Raw genomic sequence first — 22,190 nt, 5'->3', positions numbered from 1 at the left:
TAAGGCGTTACTTTAACCTGACTTATTTTTGAATCATATAGTAATCAATAAATCTCGCTGATACTTTTATCGCTTTTACAATACGATGATTTTCAAAGAGAATAAAATAATTTGACTATTGCGATTAGGTTAATCGTATAGATTTCTTCTTATTGATACTGACTACTTTATATTCAACACATTTAATCAAACCTTATGGCAACCATATTAATTGATTGAATAGCAATAACAAAAAGCAGACCATTACTCCACTTTTTTAACGTGTTATTTTTTGGATAAATAACGTTAAAATTGCCGAAGCAATCAGTGATAGCACCATAAATAAAAAACCACTTTGGTATCCTCCATCTGATTTTTCAATTAAGAAACCGATGATAAAGGGTGAAACAATTCCGGCAACTTGTCCACCAAAATTAACGATACTGGAAGCTTTACCCATAATGACCGTTGGAATGAGTTGCATTAACATTCCCCAAAAAATAGCAAAAGCAATAAACATAAATAACGCTGAAATACATTGAAAAGCAATGGCTGCATTAAGATTTTCAACGTTAAACATGAAAAATAAAAAACTGGCAGACAAGATTGCGGTAACGCCATAGATAATTTTGAGTCGTTGTACAAATTTATCGGCAAGATAGCCACCGATCAAGGTACCTACTGCACCAAATAAAAATGGGATAGCTGCCCATATCCCAGTTTTGGATAACGATAATCCTCTTGCTTCCAGTAAATAACTGGGTAACCAAGTCGTAAATCCCCAAAAAGTAATATCAAATAAAAACCAGATTAGCGACAGCTTCCATAATAACGGCATTTTCAACACATCAGCTAGCGACTGGCTATTATTGCGCAAATTGACGTTATTATCAGGTGTATTAAAATTGTCATTGTATTTTTGTATTTCATGCAGTTCTTCAGGCTTGATTAAGGGATTTTCAGCAGGATGATTGTGTATCATTCGGTAGATAAGATAACCTAATACTAATCCGGGCAGACTTAACAGAATAAAAACGGCACGCCAACCTAACCATTCGATAATCGTCACCGCAACGATGACCGAAATAGCAGGCCCTAACGTATTAACAGAAGATTGAATCGCAGTGGCTCGACCTCGTTCTTGACTCGGAAAATAAGTAGCAATGGTTTTCCATGATGAAGCTGGAAACCCTCCTTCTCCTATACCAAACAGAAATCTGACTAATAACATTAAAGGCAGAATATAGATTAGACCTGTGAAAAAAGTAAAAACTGACCACCAAACGATGGCACATGCCATGACTTTACGAGCTCCAAACCTATCGGATAAATACCCGCCAGGTATCTGAAAAAGGGCGTAACCAATAAAAAAAGCACTGATAATTGATGCTTGTTCTATTTTATCCAACCCTAAATCTTCACCAATAAAGGGAAGCGATACATTCATCACCATTCGATCGAGAAATGACACTAACCAAGCAGACCATAATAACAATAAGACGCTATAACGTCCTTTCCATTTTTTAGGATGATATCCCGATGCCGGTTTTTTATTTGTTAAGATACTCATAGAATTTCCTTAAGTATAATTAGGCTATTGTTCTCAATTACTCAAATCAATGAGCAACGAATCACAACGCTTTTAGACGCTAATTTGATAATCTGCTTTTATTGCAACCAATAACAACTAACTTACTTTTCGATATAAATTGTGTATCTATTACTTATAATGATTATAAGGTCAGCTCACCTTGGTGAACTTTATAACGATGACGATATATTACGAATTTTGATAAATGTTCCAGGCAGCCTGAAGACCAGCACCTTGTACGGTTTTAAAACCAAGACGGTTTAACACGGCTTCAAATGCGGTCAAGGTTTGTAAAACACACTGTTTTCTGGCGTTATAACCCATTGTTCCAATACGCCAAACATTCCCTTTAAGTGGACCAAAAGATGCCCCTATTTCGATACCGAAATCATTAAGCATTAAGTTACGAACTTGCTGGTCATCGATATTTTCCGGACGCATTACCCCAACCACGTTATTCATTTTGTATTTAAGATCACCAAAAAGTTTAAGCCCCATCGCTTGCAAACCTGCGACCATTGCCTCGCCATTAATACGATGACGCTCAATGACATTATCTAATCCTTCTTGTAACACAATACGGGCACACTCTCTTGCGGCGTAAAGCATCGAAGTTGCTTCCGTGTGATGATTAATTCGTTCCGCCCCCCAATAGCGGATGATCATATCGATGTCAAAATAGTTAGAATAGATGATTTCGTCATTACCACTGGTATCACCCTCTGCACGAATGCCTAATTCAACGCACTTGCGAGCTTGAATAACATCAACCATCGCTGGGCTTAAGGTTAATGGAGCAACACCCGGTGGGCCACTTAAACATTTTTGTAAACTGACTGATACCCCATCAAGTTGCCATTTATCCACTTCCAAAGTATTACCGACGATTGAAGCAGTCGCATCAACATACGACAACACACCATGTTGGCGACAAATTTCACCTATTTTATCAAGCGGTTGAAGTAACGTTGTCGAAGTATCCCCCTGAACACAAAGTAATAATCTTGGTTTCACTTTTTTGATCGCATCTTCTATCACATTAGGATCAAACACTTCACCCCATGGTACTTCAATAGTGTGGACTTGTGCCCGACAACGATGGGCAATTTCACATAGCAATAATCCAAACCGACCAAAAACTGGTACCAAAACTTTATCATCCGGACGAATAGTTGAAATTAAAACCGCTTCAATCCCTGCTCGTGCTGTGCCGTCAATCACAAAGGTTTGCTCATTGTTTGTTTTGAAAATATCACGATATAGTGCCATTGTTTGATTCATATAATCCGTCATAACTGGATCAAATTGACCAATTAATGGCGCAGCCATAGCTCGGGTCACTCTTGGATCGGCATTAATTGGACCTGGCCCCATAAGTAAACGCATTGGCGGATTAATTTGATCATACTTATCTAGGTCTAACATATTATTTTTCCTTTATTAATATCAAATTTGTTAATTAACAATGTCTACTTTTAGAACAAATTGGATTACCTTTTTTTATCGATATTTTTTAAAAAACGAAGCGCAATAGGATGATGATATTTAAACAAATTGACGATTTCATTCATCACTTTACCCATATTCGATTTTTTCCATGCTAACGAAAGTGGTGAGGGTTTGCGTTCATTAATCACTTTGCATTCAATTAATTCTCCCGTGTCCAAATAGGATTGACACAAAGAGCGAGGCAGAAATCCAATACCAAGCCCTTTTAAATGACAAGCCAATTTAGTTGAAATATCCGGTACGATAATTTCGGTCTGACTTGGCAATAACCACGCCACACGTTTATTCATGTGAATAGAGGTGTCTTCAACATTGATTGCAGGATATTTACGCAGGGCATCATTTGATAAAGGGCTATCTATACGAGTGATAGGATGATGCTTAGCAGCTACAAATGCCCAAGTTATTTCGCCTAATGGAAAGATATTAATCATATTATCCAGTGATTCCGTTCCTGTTGCTCCAATAGCAAGATGACATTCTCCATGTAACAGTGAATCCCACACCCCCATATAAACTTGGCGATTAATCGTAAAATGGGTAAAAGGAAATTTTTCCAGTAGATAATCAAGTAGGTCAGTAATGGCGTCGCTGTCATATAATAGGTTATTAATGGTTAAATTGACTCTACGTTCAACGCCATCACGAATTTGTTGTAACTCTTCGGGCATTGAATTTAACCATAATAACCACTGACTACAGTGCTCATAAAGGTGTTGACCGGCAAGCGTAAGTGAAACGGTTCGAGTGGTTCGTTCAAATAGCTGAGTGTTAAGTTCAGCTTCTAATGATTTTATTCGATAGCTAATTGCGGCTGGGGTTTTATATAATAACTTCGCAGCTTTAGAAAAACTGTTACACTCGACAACTTTAGTAAATGTGCGCATGGTTTCTGTATCTAACATACTTCAATCCCTTATGACAAAACGATCAATACCAAGCCAAATACCAAGCAACAGATCAGCCCCTGAAGTATGACCATAATTTGATATCTGAGCCAAAGATCGATGTTGATATTTTTGTTGATTGAGTGCGGTTAAAACTTGCAGTACTTGTAATGAAAATCTTCCTTGCAGGGCATGACGTAAAAAAGTCGCACTAATAGTTGTCGTTAAAGAATCCAGATCAAGCTTAAGTATGGCACGTTGTAACAAGTTACATCGGCGATAAAAACGCTGATCACTTAATAGTACTGCAATAATGCCAATCAAAATATCATCAAAGCTGGGGGTTAATCCTGCTCCTAGACCAATAAAAGGGGTAATATCATCAGAATATCCATTTAATAATGCGTCAATTTTGTCACAAAACTGGCACAATTCAGGCGCCCTTTTTTCAGTTATATTTTGTCTTAACTCGCCAAACAATCCTGTAGGATTATTGATCTGCTTGAATAATTGAGCAACGCCATTTTTATCATAATTGATAATCGAGTAAGGAAGTAATTGCAAAGAGCAGATATGTGTTTTCGTACTAATTTGAATTTGTCCGATAATTAAGTCACCCGTTGCTAATTGTTCGATTGGTTTATGACGTTGAGTTAGCGTATGTTTGATTAAATCAAACTGAGCACTTTTTAGTACCCAACCCATTGGCGACAAACCATGCCCATAACGGTGTAAAGTGATAAGCTGCTTTGCATTGTTAATCAAATTAATAGTATGTTCATGCAGACTAAATAGGGATAAATCACTCACAACAACCGGCACATGGGCACTTTTAAGCAATGGCTTTATAGATTGTTTTGATGTATGGCAAAGTCCCTGCCGATTAAAATCGGCAGAGAATGGTGAGAGCCATTGCTGATTTTCACCTTGTTTATCGGTACTATAACAATCTGCAAGTTCCTGATTCATAAATTACACTTTCAATTTTATCGCTAATGCCTCAAGCGCTTTTTCAAAACAGGCTAACGGCGCACGCACCGTTCCTGCACCAATTTGACCCACGCCTGCTTGTTTGTGGGCAATACCTGTATTAATTAAGGGCGTAATACCGGTTTCTACAATCAGACGCAAATCTAATCCCATACAACATCCTTGAAAGTTCCAAGACGGTATTTGTAGTTGCATATTATGTTCTAAAAAGATTTCGCTCATCTCTTCTGATACTTCATATGCAACATCCGCGCCACCTGCACCAACAAAACGGGTTACCCCTGGTGCAGCAACCATTGCCGCCCCGCCAATACCAAATGTTTCAGTTATCGCACTATCACCAATATCGGGGTTAGCATCCTTTTGGGAGTATCCGGTAAAGAAAAGTCCTTGTGGTGTATTAACAGGTGCAGTAAACCATTCATCACCCAGTCCACTGACTTTAATGCCAAAATCTTTACCATTACGTGTCATCGCCGTAATAATAGTGCCGGCTTGGATCTGTGCTGCGCTATCCATAACTGATTTACAATATGCCATGGCTAAATTCAAAAAGAATTGGTCGGTGACACTTAAAAAATCAAAAATTTTCGCCATTTCCTCTTTACTACGATTAAGCAGAGCTAATTTAGGTGATAAGGTTCGAAGTAATAATGCCGATGCAGCAATATTTCGTTGATGAAACTCATCACCCATTGAAATGGCTTGAGCCATCAATGCGGTTAAGTCGATTCCTTTTTCAAATAATTTTAATGCCTCGTTAAGTGCCGGTGCTAATGACGTTTTCATCCAGTGATGACGATTTAACACCTCTTGCCCATAGGCACCAAAACGCATGACTTTTCCAATACCTTCATTCAAATTACAGTAAGCTCGGTTGCCATGAGTAATATTTTCAACCACAACAACAGGCATATTTGCCGAAGTAATGCCACCCATGGGGCCAACAGCATGAACCGAATGACAAGGTATAAATTCCACTTTACCTGTTGCTAGCAAAGCTAGTGCCTGTTCTTCATTTTGCGCCCAGCCTTCAAATAAACATGCACCAATACAGGCACCTTGCATTGGTCCGGTCATGTCCTGCCATATTATCGGTGGGCCTGCATGTAATAATTTGTAGCCTTGTGCCAAAGTTGGGATAGCTTCTTTGGCTGCAATAACACCAACCCAATGCGGTCTTGCCGCTTTAATTATTTCAATAATGGCCTGATTCGCTTCATTAATTGATGAATTCATTGTCACAACCTCTTAGTTTAATTTTTTCAAAATAGCCGCTAATTTTTGATTGCCACCAGCTAAGGGTGCCCATTGATAATGCACCACAGGAATATTTGATGATTGCAGATCTTCTGCAAAACTCCGCAAACCGGCATTAATCACACTGATATGATCAAGTAAAGGGTAAGGTTTTAAGCAATCAATTTTATTTACTGGCGTAATTAATTTTGTGGCTAATAAAATGGCTTCGGGTAAATTATCCATTACGGTAATACCTGCCGATTGAAGTGCTGCAATTTGTTTGCTACGACATTGTGGATCGGATTCAGATCCTGTCACCGTGGCAATAGCAATTAATGGACGATGAGAAGATCGTTTAGCGATAGCCTTGTTGTAACCTGAGATTATTGATTCAGCAGGATTCGCATTTGCACCATAGCCGATGACCAGATCAAGCAACAATACCCCCACGCCTGTTTGCTCGCCCAATTGTGCTATAGCATGTTCACGTATGGATAGGTCAATCATGGGATGTGGGCGTCCAACGGTATAAAAGTCATCGCCCAGATCGATAATTTTATGACCTTGTTGATCGAACATAATGCCTTTATCGTGGTTATCACTGAGCAAAAGATTGAGTTGATTAGCCAGTAACATTGCGGCTTCCGATGCTAATGTACCACCGGTATATAATCCCATAATGGTTTGATGAGCCACATTAGGCAACGTGTTCATCGCACTTTCAACTTTGGCTAATAAACAAGCTAATCTAGCTGCTTCATCTAACGTGCTGGCAAAAAAGATATTATCATCTTGCCGTTTATCAATACGGGAACCTAAAAAGAGCGCTACAATAGGTTTAGCTATTTGCTTCATTGCATTAATCACTTTTATACGGACACTTTCTGCTGGCGGTTTAGAAATAAAAGTAATGACTTGAGTTTGCTTGTCAGCCGCTAGCATAGTTAATGCAGTTAATGCGCTAATCCCCCCTACTGCTTGCGATAAATCACGTCCGCCAAGTCCAATTGCTTGTGTAATTCCCTGATTGAGTAATGCAATTTGTGAAATCACTTCTTGAATGCCGGTTCCCGATGCCCCAATCACCCCAATGTTACCCTTGGGTATCACGTTAGAAAATGCCAATGGCGCCCCGGCTATGATTGCCGTTCCACAATCCGGCCCCATGACAATAAGATCTTTTGCTGCTGCGCTATTTTTCAGACGGATTTCATCTTCAAGCGACACATTATCGGAAAATATCATGACATTTTTATTTTCATCTAACGCTTGTTCTGCCAATTCAGCTGCATATTCACCGGCAATTGAAATAAGCACCAAATTAGCATCAGGCAGTTTTCGATTAGCGGTTGCCAAACGCCTTGCTTTTAGTAATTTACTGCCCCCTTGCTGTTGCTGAGCAATATTTTTTAAAGCCTCTTCAAGTTGTGAACGAATTAAATCTATGGCATCGGTAGCATCATCATGCGTTTTAATTGCTACACAGATATCATTGGGCGTTGCTTGATTGAAAGTATCACTCCAAAACCCCGTGGCGACAAGCAATGATTTATTGGCTGGTGTTCCCATCATAACGGAAACTTCATCGACTTCTTCAAGGTTACTCAGCTTTTTAGATATCAACATGAGGCTAACAGAATCCTGAAAACTACCTTTTTTTATGAAAGATTGAATCATGAGAATTGGACCTCTCAGTTATTAAATTATTGTAATAGATGCTGTAATGGTAATTGGAAATAAATAGATATGCGCTTGCTAGATGTTAAAAGACATTTTCATTGACGCGATAAATTATCCTACTCAGTCATCCCCTACTATCCGCTTTGAATCTGTTTTACAACAACAATATTGCGTTAACCTATTAAATCTAACTATCAGACTATATTTATATATTACGTAAAAAAAGCGGAATAAATAGGTCATAAGTCACAAAACAATCATCTACATCATTAAATAAACATGAATATAATCATGAAGATAAATTATTATTAAAAAATTTTTTATAATAATAACCCATTAATTTAATTAAATTTTATAAATCTAAAATAGTTAGTTTGATCACATTATTCTCTGCTATTAATAGATAGTCTAAACGGCAAATAAACAATTATCGAATCTGTTCCATATTTAAAAACCTAATTAAAAACGAGAAGTTAAAAAGAGTTAAAGCAATTTTTCTAAACGAATGGTTAATGACAGGTAAATGCTTATGAATATCTTGTATGATGATGTGGCTAATGCAGTTAAATGGATATCAAGTTTTGGCGGGCTTGAGCAAGGCGGAACCACCCGACTGCTATATACACCAGAATGGCTGGCAGCCCAAAATGCCTTAAAAGACAGAATGACACAAATCGGTATGGAAAGCGACTTTGATGAAATAGGCAATCTTTATGGACGATTCAAAGGTAGCAAATATCCGGATGAAGTCATTATGTCTGGGTCGCATGTTGATACCGTTTTTAACGGTGGCAAACTTGACGGGCAACTTGGTATTATTGCTGCGTTACTTGCCATGCAATACTTACATCAACACTATGGTCAACCGTTACGAACACTAGAGCTTATCTCAATGGCAGAAGAAGAAGGTAGCCGTTTTCCGTATGTTTTTTGGGGAAGTAAAAATGTGTTTGCCATTGCCGATCATCGTGATGTTAATGACATTGAAGATAGTAACGGAATCAAATTTGTTGATGCCATGAAAGCATGTGGATTTACTTTCAAAACTCAGCCTGCACGCAACGACATTAAAGCTTTTCTAGAAATTCATATCGAACAAGGTGGCGTGCTTGAAAAAGAACAAAAAAGTATCGGTGTGGTGACAAGTATAGTTGGTCAGCGCCGTTATAACATCCGCTTAATTGGCGAAGCTAACCATGCCGGCACAACACCAATGGGTTATCGTAAAGATGCAGTTTATGCCTTTAGTCAAATCTGTTATCAATCAATTAATAAAGCCATTAAAGTGGGTGCTCCCTTAGTCCTGACTTTTGGGCATGTTGAACCTAAACCGAATGTTGTGAACGTCGTGCCGGGTGAAGTGCTATTCACGATGGATTGTCGACATACCAATAAAGCGGAACTCGTCGCCTTCACCGAAGAGATTGAAGCGGATATGATTCGTATCGCCAAACAACTTGATCTTGAGATCGAAATCAATCGCTGGATGGATGAAGATCCCATTCCTATGGACACTAAATTAATTCATCTGCTAGAAGAAATTTGTGATCAAGAAGGATTAAGTTATCGGGTAATGCACAGCGGTGCAGGTCATGACTCACAGATTTTCGCACCTCGTGTTCCAACAGCCATGCTATTTGTGCCGAGTATAAAAGGCATCAGTCACAATATTGCCGAAGATACCAAAACCGAAGATTTAGTTGAAGGTATTAAAGCGCTCACTTATGCCTTATATAAACTAGCTTATCAAGAGTAAGAGGAATCAATATGACTACGACAGAAAAAACAGGCGGTATTCAATATTGGCATAAAATCGTCGTATTATTATGTCTGGGTTGGACAGTGATGTGGATCTATCGCCCTGTGTTAACCGCTATCTTTCCTGAAGTTCAACAAACTATAGGCCCTCAATCCAATACGGAACTTGGACTTATTGCAAGTTGCTATTTTTTTGCTTACACCGCAATGCAAATTCCGGCAGGCATTCTTGTCGATCGATTTGGTAAAAAAGCCGTGGTGATTCCGGGATTTTTACTCTTTACCATAGCAGCATTAATCATTGGTAATGCACATTCAATTATGATGATTTATGTCGGTAGCTTATTGGCTGGATTAGGATGTGGCTCTTATTATGGATCAGCTTGGTCGCTTTCTGCGGAAAACATTCCTTCGGAACATCGCGGTTTTGCTTCTGCCATTATTAATACCGGCTCAGCATTAGGAATGGGAATCAGTCTGCTTGCCACCAGCTTTTTGGTCAAATCATGGGGAATGCCTTGGGAGTATATGCTATATATCATTGCAGCCTTATTACTTTGTTTAGTAGCAGGGTTTGCCCTGATTATTAAGGAAACGCCAAAACAAAAACAAAATCAATCATCGCCAGTAAAAGAAGCGGTCACATCCGCTGACGAACCAAACGCTAAACACCGATTTTTTAGTAGTCAAATGGTGGCTTCTTACATTATGTATTTTGCAACTTGCTATGGGTATTACATGATAGTCAGTTGGTTACCTAACTTTCTCGAAACCGAGCGTGACTTTACGGGGGGAAACATTGGATCTGCATCGTCTTTGGTTGCCTTTGCAGCCATACCTGGGGCGTTAATCATCAGTAAAATATCAGATAAATATCAAAATAAACGGCTATTTTTCATTATCGTACTTGAGTTAATTGCAGCAGCGACCCTGTTAACGACCGTACAAGCGACAACCATCACGTTATTGCTAGGTGGACTGATTTTTTATGGACTGTTTGGTAAATTGGCGGTAGAGCCTATCCTCATCTCACACGTGGCTGATACAGCACCGAAAACAAATTATGGCACTTCGTTTGGGGTATTTAACTTTTTTGGTATGAGTTCATCGGTAATTGCACCACCTTTAACCGGTTACTTAGCTGATCTGACCGGAACAAAAATGACAGGATTTTACGTGGCAATTGGCATTTTAATTATCGCTACGCTGCTTTTTTTCCTGATCAACATGCGTAAACATATCACCAATTAACAAATCAATCATTGCCGATCCATTACGGTAGTCGGCAATAACTAAATTAATTTAAAACGATGCTGTTTTACAGGCTAGTTGCCTTTTACCCTAAAAAAAACGAGCAGCAAAGTATAAGATGATTATTTTTCAAGGAGATAAATATGGGGTACTTCAACCATAATACTGGTTATCCAAAAGATTTGCTGGCTTCCAGAGCCATTATCAAACGCCAAAATTATGCGCTTATTCCGCCAGATGGATTAGTCAAAAATGTCATTCCGGGATTCGAAAATTGTGATATCACTATCTTATCGACACCTAAGTTAGGTGCATCCTTCGTAGATTATCTTGTCACCATGCATCAAGACGGAAAAAATGTACAAGGTTTTGGCAGTGAAGGGATTGAACTTTTTGTCTATGTCCTTAGTGGAGATATTACCGCCACCGCAGATAGTCAATCCTTTAGATTAAAGACAGGTGGCTATTTATATTGTCCTGCTGGGGTAAAATTATATCTACACAATCATGCCGAAAGTTCACGATTATTTCTCTACAAAAGACATTATATCCCTTTAGCAGATTATCAAACTCGCATTATTTCCAATCACGTTGATCAGTTAGAAAGCTTAAATTATGAAAATATGGATAACGTCTCTATTCAAGACTTATTGCCTAAAGAACTGGGGTTTGACATGAATTTTCATATTTTAACATTTAATCCTGGCGCCAGTCATGGTTACATCGAAACCCATGTCCAAGAACATGGCGCTTATCTGCTAAGTGGTGAAGGAATGTATTTACTCGATAATGAATGGATCCCCGTTAAAAAAGATGACTATATTTTTATGGGTGCATATGCCTTACAAGCCTGCTATGCCGTTGGTAAATTGCCTTTAAGTTATATCTATTCTAAAGATTGTCATCGAGACGTTGCCATCTAATCAATCAATAATTAGACAACGTAAACTTAAAAACGGATAAATCCGTTAAATTTAACAAATTATCAAGGAAACCATATGGAACTGATTGTCATTGCTTTAGGTGGTAATGCAATTGCCAAACGAAATGAACCTTTATCGGTTGAAAATCAATATCAAAATATTCATTCTACAACCAAATTAATTGCTAAATTAGCAGGTAAATATCGATTAGTCATTGTACATGGTAATGGTCCGCAAGTGGGACTTTTAGCCTTGCAAAATGCAGCTTATTCAAAGGTATCGGCTTATCCGCTTGATATATTAGTTGCGCAAACTCAAGGCATGTTAGGGTATATGATAGGTCAAAGTTTACAGCAACAACCTAATGTTACCCATGTCGTCACGTTACTTACGCAAGTGGAAGTTGATAAATGTGATCCTTCGTTTACTCACCCGACAAAATTTATAGGGCCTGTCTATCCCCCCGAACAACAAAATCAACTCAAACAACAATATGGTTGGATACTTAAACAAGACGGTCAATACATTCGACGGGTAGTCCCCTCCCCTAACCCCAAAAAAATTTTGGAAATTGCAACCATTCAAAAATTGCTGAATGACAATACTATCGTGATCTGTAATGGGGGTGGTGGTATTCCTGTTATCAGCATTGACCATGGCTACCAAGGAGTGGAAGCGGTCATTGATAAAGATCTGTCTGCTGCGCAATTAGCCATACAGCTACAAGCTGATCACCTAATGATATTAACCGATGCTGATGCCGTTTATGAAAACTGGGGGACACCACAACAAAAAGCACTTGGTCATGTTGATACTGAACGCCTAAAACCGCTTGCTATCGATGATGGTGCCATTGGCCCTAAAGTCAAATCCGTCATTGAATTTGTCGAAAAAACAGGGAATACAGCTTATATCGGTACCCCTACAGATATTGAATCCTTATTAAAAGGTCAAAAAGGTACCGTAATAAAAAACCATTCCATGGATAAATAGAATCCATTCAGAGGAGTACAAACATGAGAGTAGACCGAAAAAAATTACATAATTTAATTGCGAAAAAACTACATAAAGCAGGATTAAGCAAAGAACATGCTGATATTGCTGCCGATGCGCTAGCTTTTGCTGATGCAAGGGGAATACACTCACATGGAGCGGTAAGAGTTGAATACTATTCTGAGCGGATAGCCAAAGGTGGCATGACCACAAATCCCAATATGACCTATAAAGAAACCGGGCCAGCTAGTGCGATTCTCGATTTTGATAATGGATGTGGTTTGGTTGGCGCAAAAATTGGTATGGATAAAGCGATTGAACTAGCCAAAAAAAATGGCGTTGCCGTTGTCGGTATTCGACGCATGTCACACAGTGGTTCATTATGTTATTTTACCGAAATGGCAGCCGCTCATAATCTTGTTGCTATCTCAATGTGTCAATCTGATCCGATGGCGGTACCTTTTGGCGGTGCCGAAGAATTTTTTGGCACTAATCCTATCGCCTTTGCCGCCCCTTCTGCTGATGAAAGAGTAGTATCATTTGATATGGCAACGACTGTACAAGCTTGGGGTAAAGTATTGTATGCTCGCTCTAAAGGTGCAGCAATCCCCCCTACTTGGGCTGTTGATGAGCATGGTGAAGCCACTACCGATCCTTATAAAGTCAATGCATTATTACCTATTGCAGATGCAAAAGGATATGGATTAATGATGATGGTTGATGTGTTATCTGGAATATTGCTTGGTTTACCATTTGGTAAAAACGTGTCTTCGATGTATGCCGATTTATCCAAAGGACGTGATCTAGGGCATTTACATATTGTCATTAACCCGGAATACTTTGTTGGGCTTGAAGTATTCAAAAAAAGCATGTCTGCGATGTTAGATCAATTGAAACAGGTAAAACCTGCAAAAGGCAATAGTGAAGTATTCTTCCCCGGTGAAAGAGGAAAAAAACGGGAAGCAGATTATATTAAAAATGGGATCGAAATTGTGGATGATATTTATCAATATTTGATTAGCGATGATGTTCACTATGATCGTTACGATCACAAAAATAAATTTGCAGAATAAAAAGGGTTGATCATTAAGAGTGATTACAAGCTAAAAATAACCTTTTATTGTTGCATAAAAATAGTTAATTAAAGAATTAATTGATTTTATTAACGGTGTATCCCTGTGTATACAGGGAACACTCTAAGGACAGGATTTGCACACTGACAAACTACGGTTTACCCCTGTGTATACAGGGAACACACAAATTTTAAAATCAATCAGCCATTATTTGGCGGTTTATCCCTGTGTATACAGGGAACACCAAATACCGGTAACATTGTTGCACCAGATCGTCGGTTTATCCCTGTGTATACAGGGAACACAATATCCATAGTTTCGACCCCCTCAGATTCGACGGTTTATCCCTGTGTATACAGGGAACACATCCCACACTTTCGAGCCGTCTATCTCGTCGCCGGTTTATCCCTGTGTATACAGGGAACACTTATAGGGATAAACCAGCGAAAGATTAGAATTCGGTTTATCCCTGTGTATACAGGGAACACGGAAATAGCCTTGGTTAGGCATCTCATTGTTGCCGGTTTATCCCTGTGTATACAGGGAACACGAGCAAAGAAAAATACAAGATTTTTATAAAATCGGTTTATCCCTGTGTATACAGGGAACACCACCAGATTTGCCGAATACGGCGACGGCCAGACGGTTTATCCCTGTGTATACAGGGAACACCGCCCTTAGGTTTTACCCATTCGCGTATTAATCGGTTTATCCCTGTGTATACAGGGAACACAATCTCTCGCAGAACAACCAAAACCAGTTTATCGGTTTATCCCTGTGTATACAGGGAACACCATTATAATTATGGGAGAACGTCGATATAGAGCGGTTTATCCCTGTGTATACAGGGAACACTTAGTAATGCATTATCTGCGTTAGGCAAACACCGGTTTATCCCTGTGTATACAGGGAACACGATGTCGTTGTCGCTGATGGATCATTTAAAGCCGGTTTATCCCTGTGTATACAGGGAACACGTGGGAGTATTATAATGTCAGAGATGTTCGCACGGTTTATCCCTGTGTATACAGGGAACACGTTGCTGTTGAGCGATAATCCTCTTACGTTGGCGGTTTATCCCTGTGTATACAGGGAACACACGAAATGGCAATCATCAGGTTTTACGGGGATCGGTTTATCCCTGTGTATACAGGGAACACAATCACCACATGATAAAGAGGTTAAGGGGACTCGGTTTATCCCTGTGTATACAGGGAACACATTTTAAATAAAAATGGATCGTTAATGATGGCCGGTTTATCCCTGTGTATACAGGGAACACTCTAATTATAACCTATTGTTTATTAATTAAAATAGGAAGGTGTAAAATTCTACCAACTTTTTTGCTGTTTTTTTAAGCGATTGAGATTCTGCTGGAGTTTGACAAAATTTATAATATTATCAATTTATTAAGCAATATCAGCAAAAGAATTTGTGCAATATTTATACTTGCCATGCGCTTATGTACCGACGCTATTTTAGATCATTGCATAACGAATCGTTATGTTAATTAGCTCTATTGGACTAAGCGGATTTTACTAAAAAACTTACTCATTATTTATTCCACTGTCCTAACCCAATGAGTTTTATGTGCAAATCCCATTAAGTTATTGGTCATTTTAATTCGTTGTAATTTAAGTGACCAAATTGGCGCTTTAATCATTCTGGCAAAAGGAAATTTTCGATAATAGTGTGAATAAGCTTGGGTGGCATCGTGATCCGCTAGTCGTGATGCGATGGCTTGAAATTGAATACCTTGTATTTTTGCAACAGTCTTTGGTGCAATGCTTATTGTACCCGCCACGTGTGAATGAGTTAACATCGCATTACCATGAATTGTTTTCACGTCAGAAAGGATATAAAGACACATGGAATCTTCATTAAAAACATAAAAAGCATTACACGCCCAAAGTTGATGATCAGGCAGAATCATACTGAGTGATAACACATGGTGTTTATTAATAAATTCAAGGATTTTTTTATTGGGCAACATATTTAATGAAAGTTAAACTCGATTAAGATGGTGTGTTGTTTAAATGCATATCTTCCCCCCAACGAGGTAATGCAGGAATATCGATATCAAACAGGTCTAACGCTCTGGCTACACTATGGGTTATCATATCATCAATACTATCAATACGTTGATACAGTGCTGGCACAGGAGGAAATATCACTCCCCCCATTAAAGTGACAGACTCCATATTTTTAATATGTCCTAAATGTAAAGGTGCTTCACGTACCATTAAGACTAGACGGCGACGTTCTTTTAAAACTACATCGGCAGCTCGAGTTAGCAAATTATCCGATAAACTGTTAGCAATTGCAGACAAACTACGCATTGAGCACGGTGCAATTAACATGCCCATTGTTTTATAAGAACCACTTGCTATTGCTGCCCCAATATTATTAATAGAATAAACCTTGTCGGCTAACGCCTCTATCTGTTTGATGCTCATATTGGGAACTTCGTAAGAACAGGTCATGTGGGCAGCTTTAGAGATAACCAGATGAGTTTCAATATCTAATGGTTTTAAAAGTGTTAATGCTTTTATGCCATAAGCAAACCCCGTTGCGCCACTGATTCCTATAATGATACGCTTTGCTGTCATGTTAATTCCTATAGTATTTTGACTACAAACAATATCCGTTGACATTGATATGTTCAAAATAAGATGATTCCAATTTTTTCATTCGATAAACTGAGCCATTATGCATAAGTAAATCTTATCACTTATCATTGATAGCTAATTGAACAAAAAAGCGATCAAACTAAAAAGATCGATTATGATAGATTTATCATAATACATCATACCTATATCGAATTTAGCTTTCAAGCAAGGGGAAGCTTATAAATAAATTGAGAACAAAAAATAAATTTATTTAATAAAACGATATTACATCAAATTTAAGAATTTGAATATTAGCGACACAAAGACAACATTATAGATGAGATGTAATAAAATGCGCTAACTACGCCTAATTTAATTGGCTTAGGCGTAGTATACTTTCAGTTATTCCTTAGCCATTGGCTGTTCAACCACTTTGGTTTCTTGATTACCTTGAATTGCTTGAATTTGCTGAGCATATTTGGCGACAGCATCTTTACCAGATAACAGACTATAAGTTAACGTAAATTCAGTACTTTGTCCCGGTTCTAACTGGCGTACCCGTTTTTGTTCACGTTCAATCGTAACAGGATAGGCAAAACTGGTTCCCGGTTCTAAACCAGTAACATAACCTTGCTTAAGTGTATCGGTATTTTTCCACAAAGAAAGTACAGGAAGTTCTTTTGTATTAAAAGCAATACCCGTGCCTTTATCCCCTGCTTTATTCGTTAACATCACTTGCGTATTACCATTAGCATCGGCATAGGGATAAACGTTAAATACCATTTCGTCAAAACCTTTGGTTGGCCCTAGATAAGTTTGCCATGTTTTCAACCCATCTTTAGCATAATCGTTAAATGGCGAGATTTCTCGGACTGGCGCAACAAATTGGGCACCTTCTTCCAAAATTGGTGTGCCGTAATTGCTATGATAAATGATTTGATAATCTTTTGTGTAATCACCTTTATTGGTCACAACATCATGTACTGTAAACTCTTTACTTCCTGGTATGTAACTTATTGATGCCCATGTTTCAAGATTGCTCTTTTTGAATGTGTTTTCTTTTATTAAACCTTTAACCGTGATTGTGTAAGGTGCTTTATCTAAAATTTCGACGACTAATTTTGAAACTGGGGTGTTTTGAGCTCGCCCATGCAATGTATACATCATTCCGTCTGCTTGCACTGCATGACCTGTCCATTCATAACCACAACGAACCATCATTTCGTTAAAACCATCTAACCAACCAAGACCGGCACGGCTTTCAAGATTTATAAATTTCGGGTGAACAATTTCGTCAACTGGTGAATCCCACCCCATTCGAATACCGTCACCAACAACTGAAATAATGCCCAGTCCACGAGTCGGACTCAATTTTATGGTAAAATCATTACTGTTGATTGTTAATAACTCGCTTCCCTCTTGTTTGCCACCTTTAAGTACAGTATTTGCAATAAAAAATTTTTCGGCATTTATCCCTAAATCTTTATTGGAGATAGACCAATTTCCTTTTGCTACATCTTTCTCGGTATCGATTAGCACAAACTCTTTAGCATTAGCTGTCATGGTTGTAAAGCATGCTAATACTGCAAGTGAAATGATTTTAACTTTCATGTTAATTCCTCATAATTTATTAAAACAACTAAACTGAATCGCTTCAGTCAATATGGCATAAAACGAGATAAATCAACAAAAAGAAAATATCAAAAATGAGAGATTATTCACATTTTTTAAACAGAAAAAAACATCAATAATCCTATTAGTTATAATGAAATGATTTTATTTAACAACAATCAACGATTGGGTCTAACCTGTCCTGCTTTCCAATGTTTACGGCAAACAGAATGAAATTCACTATCACCTAAATGAATCGAATTACCAAACTTAACAATCTTACCATCTTTACCTTCTAGCAAATTCATCGTTGCTTTTTTTCCACACCAACAAACGGTTTTAAGCTCTCTAAAATTATCTGCGATTTCAAGTAAGGTTTTTGAGCCTTCAAAAAGATGTCCCATATAATCTGTTTTTAATCCAAAAAACATCATCGGCACGCCATATTCATCACAAACGTCGGATAATTTCCAAATGGTATTTCGGGATAAAAACTGACTTTCGTCGATCAGTATACAGGCATAATCATTTTGCTTAATTAATTCAATTATCTCATCAACACTATTATCATCAAGCTGTAGCGCTTTTTTGCGTAATCCTAAACGTGATACAATTTCAACGGCAGAATCGCGCGTATCGACAGACGATTTAAGTAGCAATGTTTGCATATTATTACTTAAATAATTATGGTCGATTTGTAGTAATTCCGTTGATTTACCCGCATTCATTACGGCATAAATATAATAAATTTTCGACAAAATAAGGCCTCAAAATAAAATTAATAGAGAACAAGAATAATTTAGAAAATAAAAAAGGTAAGTTATCAAACCTACCTTTTATCATTATAATGAAATAAAAACTATTTTGCTTTGCCTTGATTTGCAACAGCTGCTTGTTTGGCGGCAATTTCATCAGCATTACCTAAATAGTAATGTTTGATCACTTTCATGTTGTCATCAAATTCATATACTAAAGGCACACCCGTTGGGATGTTAAGATCAATAATATCATCATCACTGATATTATCTAAATGTTTAACTAAAGCACGTAAAGAATTACCATGAGCTGCAATAATAACACGCTCGCCTCTTGCTACACGTGGTGCAATCGTTGATTCCCAGTAAGGAAGAACACGTTTAATTGTTAATGCTAAGCTTTCAGTTAATGGTAATTCTGATTCAGGTAATTTGCTGTAACGTGAATCATGTCCAGGAAAACGCTCATCTGATTTTTCTAAAGCAGGTGGTGTGATTGCAAAACCACGACGCCATAATTTTACTTGCTCATCGCCATATTTAGCAGCAGTTTCTGCTTTATTTAAACCTTGAAGTGCACCATAGTGACGTTCATTTAATTTCCAACTTTTTTCAACAGGCAACCATGCTTGATCGACTTCATCTAAAACATGCCATAATGTGTGAATAGCACGTTTTAACACTGAAGTATATGCATAATCAAATTCGAAACCTTCTTTTTTAAGTAATTGACCTGCTTCTGCTGCTTCTTTATTACCTTTATCAGATAAATCAACATCAGTCCAACCACAAAAACGGTTTTCTTGATTCCAAACACTTTCTCCATGTCGAATAAGAACTAATTTTTTTACTGCCATGAATATAACTCCTTTGTTACGTAAGATAAATTTGATGTATCTTGTTATCAATAGCAACACCTTATTTTAATCATATGTCGCTATTTTATATCAATAAACGTCTTTAAACTACACACATTATTTTGGTAAATATTTTGTAGGATCAACGGATTGCGCTTTATAACGAATCTCAAAATGCAGTCTAACTGATGAAGTTCCTGTTGCGCCCATTGTCGCAATTTGCTCACCGGCTCGAACTGTTTGTTGTTCCTTAACTAAGATTGACTGATTATGCGCATAAGCTGTTAAATAATCATCATTATGTTTAACAATAATTAAATTACCGTATCCCGGTAACGCATTACCTGAATAAACCACTCGACCATCAGCCGCAGCGACAACTTTATCACCTAACGATCCTGAAATATCAATCCCTTTACTTGCGTTAGAAAACTTTTCAATAATCTTGCCATTAGCTGGCCATTGCCAAGAAATATTAGCAACCGTGGCTGTTGTGCTCCCTACATTAGCACGACCTTGATCAGATGATGTAGGATTACTTGGAACAGATGTAATAGTATTACTTTGAACAGATTGAATGGTGCTGCCTTGATCAGATGAACGGTTTGATGAAGTACCATTTGAATTATCTTTGATCGTCACAACATTTTGGGTAACATTATTTTTAGTTTCAACAACCGTTGTTCCAAAACTGACATCTAAAACTTGACCAACATTAACAGCGAAGGGTTCTTTAATATTATTTTTTGCGGCTAATGAACGATAATCGTTACCCGTTACCCAAGCAATATAAAATAGGGTGTCACCACGCTTAACAGTATAAGTATCCCCCTTATAGCCACCTTTAGGAATATCATCATAATTACGATTATACACAATACGTTCATTCGTTGCTGCAACGCTTTGACCAGACGAGCTAGAAGATTGCACGGTTGAACTTGAGCTTGAGGACGATTTAGGATAAGTAGAGTTCGATATTCTGTTACCCGTCGAAATATTTGTCGGTGGTCGGCTATAAACAGACGGATTTGAACTCTCGGAAGAATCTGAAATATCTACAATTGTAGCAGGGTTTGTTTGAGTACACGCAGCAATCAGCAAACTTAAACTACTTAATGTGAGAATTTTTTTCACTTTAATACCTTTCATTCGTTAATCTTATTTTGGTAGAAATTGCCCATGATTATACATTTTAACGTTTTTACCGTAAAAAGCTATTATCTTTAAAATATTCATGCTAATTTGATCATGGTCGAAAAATGATGGTGAGTGCTTAATTTAAGACAAACCCACGCCATATATCTAATAAGCTGTATAAAAATGAATGCCCTTTCTGACAAGAATTTAACACCACTATACCATTAGAGAATCAACAAGAAAACTTGCTTATCAACTAAGATTAAATATTCAAAATGCAATTTTACAATGGGTATAAAATGATAAAAACTGAAATTCTTTTGAACGCAATGAGTATATACAATAAAATAGGTTTTCGTATAGTATATTTGTGGTATTTTTTTCAAAATTAAAATGTGACCAAATCTAATGACTTTATATATTGTAGCCACCCCAATTGGAAACTTAAATGATATCACGCTTCGCGCAATTGAGATCCTTAAAAAGGTTGATTTAGTTGCTGCCGAAGACACTCGCCACAGTGGATTACTGTTGCAACATTTGGGAATCAAAGCCAAACTTTTTGCACTGCACGATCACAACGAGCAAGAAAAATCCCAACTATTAATTGAAAAGCTCAAGTCTGGCGTATCGATAGCATTAATATCTGATGCAGGAACCCCCTTAATTAATGATCCAGGCTATCATTTAGTGAAAGCTTGCCGTGAAAATGAGATTAACGTCGTTCCTATTCCTGGCGCTTGCGCAGCGATTGCTGCCTTATCGGTTGCTGGACTACCGTCTGATAAATTCAGCTATGAAGGTTTTTTACCCGCTAAAAGTAAAGCTCGTCAGGACTATTTAATGACACTGGTGAATGAAACACGAACGATGATATTTTATGAATCAACACATCGTTTACTCGATACCTTGCATGATATGCAAACTGTATTTGGCGCAGACAAACAAATCGTATTAGCCAAAGAGCTAACGAAAACATGGGAAACGATAGTCAGTTATCCGGTTAATCAATTAATTAGTTGGCTAAATGAAGATATTGCCCGTCAAAAAGGGGAATTTGTTTTAATTGTTGAAGGTCATACTAAAACTGACACGGATATCGATCCTAATGTCATTCACACATTAAAGTTATTAACCAAAGAGCTTCCATTAAAAAAAGCGGCAGCCATCACCGCCGAAATATACGGACTTAAAAAGAACCAACTTTATCAAATTGGATTGAATTTTGAATAATGAAAGCATCAACAAATTAATAGCAAATAGTCATTAAGCTAAAACAAACTTACAAGCTACATAGTAAGATAAGCGTTAAACTCGAATAAGATTAGACAGTAAAACATCGATA

At 37.7% G+C, this 22,190-nt stretch carries 18 protein-coding genes and 1 CRISPR repeat array; of the genes, 6 read left to right on the top strand and 12 right to left on the bottom strand.

Annotated features, from left to right (window positions below; translation table 11 throughout):
* Positions 1 to 256 precede the first annotated feature (256 nt).
* From A9G10_RS10240 to fdrA, 6 genes are all read right to left on the bottom strand, one after another.
* Positions 257 to 1,549 carry an MFS transporter gene (locus A9G10_RS10240; RefSeq protein WP_065559432.1) on the bottom strand — a complete coding sequence of 431 codons (1,293 nt, stop codon included), beginning with the start codon at positions 1,547 to 1,549 and terminating at the stop codon, positions 257 to 259.
* A gap of 210 nt (positions 1,550 to 1,759) precedes the next feature.
* Positions 1,760 to 2,995, bottom strand: coding sequence for a pyridoxal-phosphate-dependent aminotransferase family protein (locus A9G10_RS10235; RefSeq protein WP_065559431.1), 1,236 nt, complete (start codon positions 2,993 to 2,995; stop codon positions 1,760 to 1,762).
* A gap of 65 nt (positions 2,996 to 3,060) precedes the next feature.
* Positions 3,061 to 3,984, bottom strand: coding sequence for an HTH-type transcriptional activator AllS (allS, locus tag A9G10_RS10230; protein WP_065559430.1), 924 nt, complete (start codon positions 3,982 to 3,984; stop codon positions 3,061 to 3,063).
* Positions 3,985 to 3,987: 3 nt separating this feature from the next.
* Positions 3,988 to 4,935 (bottom strand): DUF2877 domain-containing protein, encoded by a 948-nt coding sequence (locus A9G10_RS10225; RefSeq protein WP_065559429.1) that lies wholly within the window; start codon positions 4,933 to 4,935, stop codon positions 3,988 to 3,990.
* A 3-nt stretch (positions 4,936 to 4,938) separates the two neighbouring features.
* The gene (locus tag A9G10_RS10220) at positions 4,939 to 6,195 is read right to left on the bottom strand and encodes a DUF1116 domain-containing protein (protein ID WP_065559428.1); all 1,257 of its coding nucleotides are present in this window, start codon (positions 6,193 to 6,195) and stop codon (positions 4,939 to 4,941) included.
* 12 nt (positions 6,196 to 6,207) lie between these two features.
* Complete coding sequence (gene fdrA, locus A9G10_RS10215) at positions 6,208 to 7,875, bottom strand: acyl-CoA synthetase FdrA (protein ID WP_065559427.1); 1,668 nt, start codon at positions 7,873 to 7,875, stop codon at positions 6,208 to 6,210.
* A 532-nt stretch (positions 7,876 to 8,407) separates the two neighbouring features.
* On the opposite strand from fdrA, the gene allC reads away from it, so the two are divergent.
* From allC to allD, 5 genes are all read left to right on the top strand, one after another.
* Positions 8,408 to 9,634 carry an allantoate deiminase gene (gene allC / locus A9G10_RS10210; RefSeq protein ID WP_143425998.1) on the top strand — a complete coding sequence of 409 codons (1,227 nt, stop codon included), beginning with the start codon at positions 8,408 to 8,410 and terminating at the stop codon, positions 9,632 to 9,634.
* An 11-nt stretch (positions 9,635 to 9,645) separates the two neighbouring features.
* Positions 9,646 to 10,887 carry an MFS transporter gene (locus A9G10_RS10205; RefSeq protein ID WP_065559425.1) on the top strand — a complete coding sequence of 414 codons (1,242 nt, stop codon included), beginning with the start codon at positions 9,646 to 9,648 and terminating at the stop codon, positions 10,885 to 10,887.
* A gap of 143 nt (positions 10,888 to 11,030) precedes the next feature.
* Positions 11,031 to 11,810, top strand: a complete 780-nt coding sequence (gene allE, locus A9G10_RS10200; RefSeq protein ID WP_065559424.1) for a (S)-ureidoglycine aminohydrolase — start codon at positions 11,031 to 11,033, stop codon at positions 11,808 to 11,810.
* Between the two features lie 75 nt (positions 11,811 to 11,885).
* A complete protein-coding gene (locus A9G10_RS10195; RefSeq protein ID WP_065559423.1) occupies positions 11,886 to 12,803 on the top strand; it encodes a carbamate kinase in 918 nt (305 codons plus the stop codon).
* Positions 12,804 to 12,826: 23 nt separating this feature from the next.
* Positions 12,827 to 13,876 (top strand): ureidoglycolate dehydrogenase, encoded by a 1,050-nt coding sequence (allD, locus tag A9G10_RS10190; protein WP_065559422.1) that lies wholly within the window; start codon positions 12,827 to 12,829, stop codon positions 13,874 to 13,876.
* Between the two features lie 93 nt (positions 13,877 to 13,969).
* Positions 13,970 to 15,158: direct repeats of the CRISPR family, unit length 29 nt; unit sequence CGGTTTATCCCTGTGTATACAGGGAACAC.
* Positions 15,159 to 15,434: 276 nt separating this feature from the next.
* On the opposite strand, the gene A9G10_RS10185 is transcribed toward allD, so the two are convergent.
* The 6 genes from A9G10_RS10185 to A9G10_RS10160 all read right to left on the bottom strand — a co-directional run bounded on the left by A9G10_RS10185 (position 15,435) and on the right by A9G10_RS10160 (position 20,857).
* Entirely contained in the window at positions 15,435 to 15,809 is a 375-nt protein-coding gene (locus A9G10_RS10185; protein ID WP_143425997.1) for a hypothetical protein, read from the bottom strand.
* An 82-nt stretch (positions 15,810 to 15,891) separates the two neighbouring features.
* Positions 15,892 to 16,485, bottom strand: coding sequence for a UbiX family flavin prenyltransferase (locus tag A9G10_RS10180; RefSeq protein ID WP_065559420.1), 594 nt, complete (start codon positions 16,483 to 16,485; stop codon positions 15,892 to 15,894).
* A gap of 402 nt (positions 16,486 to 16,887) precedes the next feature.
* Positions 16,888 to 18,096 carry an aldose 1-epimerase family protein gene (locus tag A9G10_RS10175; RefSeq protein ID WP_065559419.1) on the bottom strand — a complete coding sequence of 403 codons (1,209 nt, stop codon included), beginning with the start codon at positions 18,094 to 18,096 and terminating at the stop codon, positions 16,888 to 16,890.
* A gap of 179 nt (positions 18,097 to 18,275) precedes the next feature.
* Positions 18,276 to 18,854: a thymidine kinase gene (locus A9G10_RS10170; protein WP_065559418.1), complete on the bottom strand. Its 579-nt coding sequence runs from the start codon at positions 18,852 to 18,854 to the stop codon at positions 18,276 to 18,278.
* 101 nt (positions 18,855 to 18,955) lie between these two features.
* Positions 18,956 to 19,708, bottom strand: coding sequence for a 2,3-diphosphoglycerate-dependent phosphoglycerate mutase (gene gpmA / locus A9G10_RS10165; protein WP_065559417.1), 753 nt, complete (start codon positions 19,706 to 19,708; stop codon positions 18,956 to 18,958).
* Between the two features lie 117 nt (positions 19,709 to 19,825).
* On the bottom strand, positions 19,826 to 20,857 hold the full coding sequence (locus A9G10_RS10160) for a peptidoglycan DD-metalloendopeptidase family protein (RefSeq protein ID WP_065559416.1): 1,032 nt from the start codon (positions 20,855 to 20,857) through the stop codon (positions 19,826 to 19,828).
* 396 nt (positions 20,858 to 21,253) lie between these two features.
* On the opposite strand from A9G10_RS10160, the gene rsmI reads away from it, so the two are divergent.
* Positions 21,254 to 22,078 carry a 16S rRNA (cytidine(1402)-2'-O)-methyltransferase gene (rsmI, locus tag A9G10_RS10155; protein WP_065559415.1) on the top strand — a complete coding sequence of 275 codons (825 nt, stop codon included), beginning with the start codon at positions 21,254 to 21,256 and terminating at the stop codon, positions 22,076 to 22,078.
* Positions 22,079 to 22,190 lie beyond the last annotated feature (112 nt).

The sequence above is a fragment of the Gilliamella sp. wkB308 genome, from assembly GCF_001690185.1.
Taxonomy (GTDB): Bacteria; Pseudomonadota; Gammaproteobacteria; order Enterobacterales; family Orbaceae; genus Gilliamella; species Gilliamella apicola_I.
Note: the sequence above shows the minus strand (reverse complement) of the source record. Positions and strands in the feature narration are given on the sequence as shown.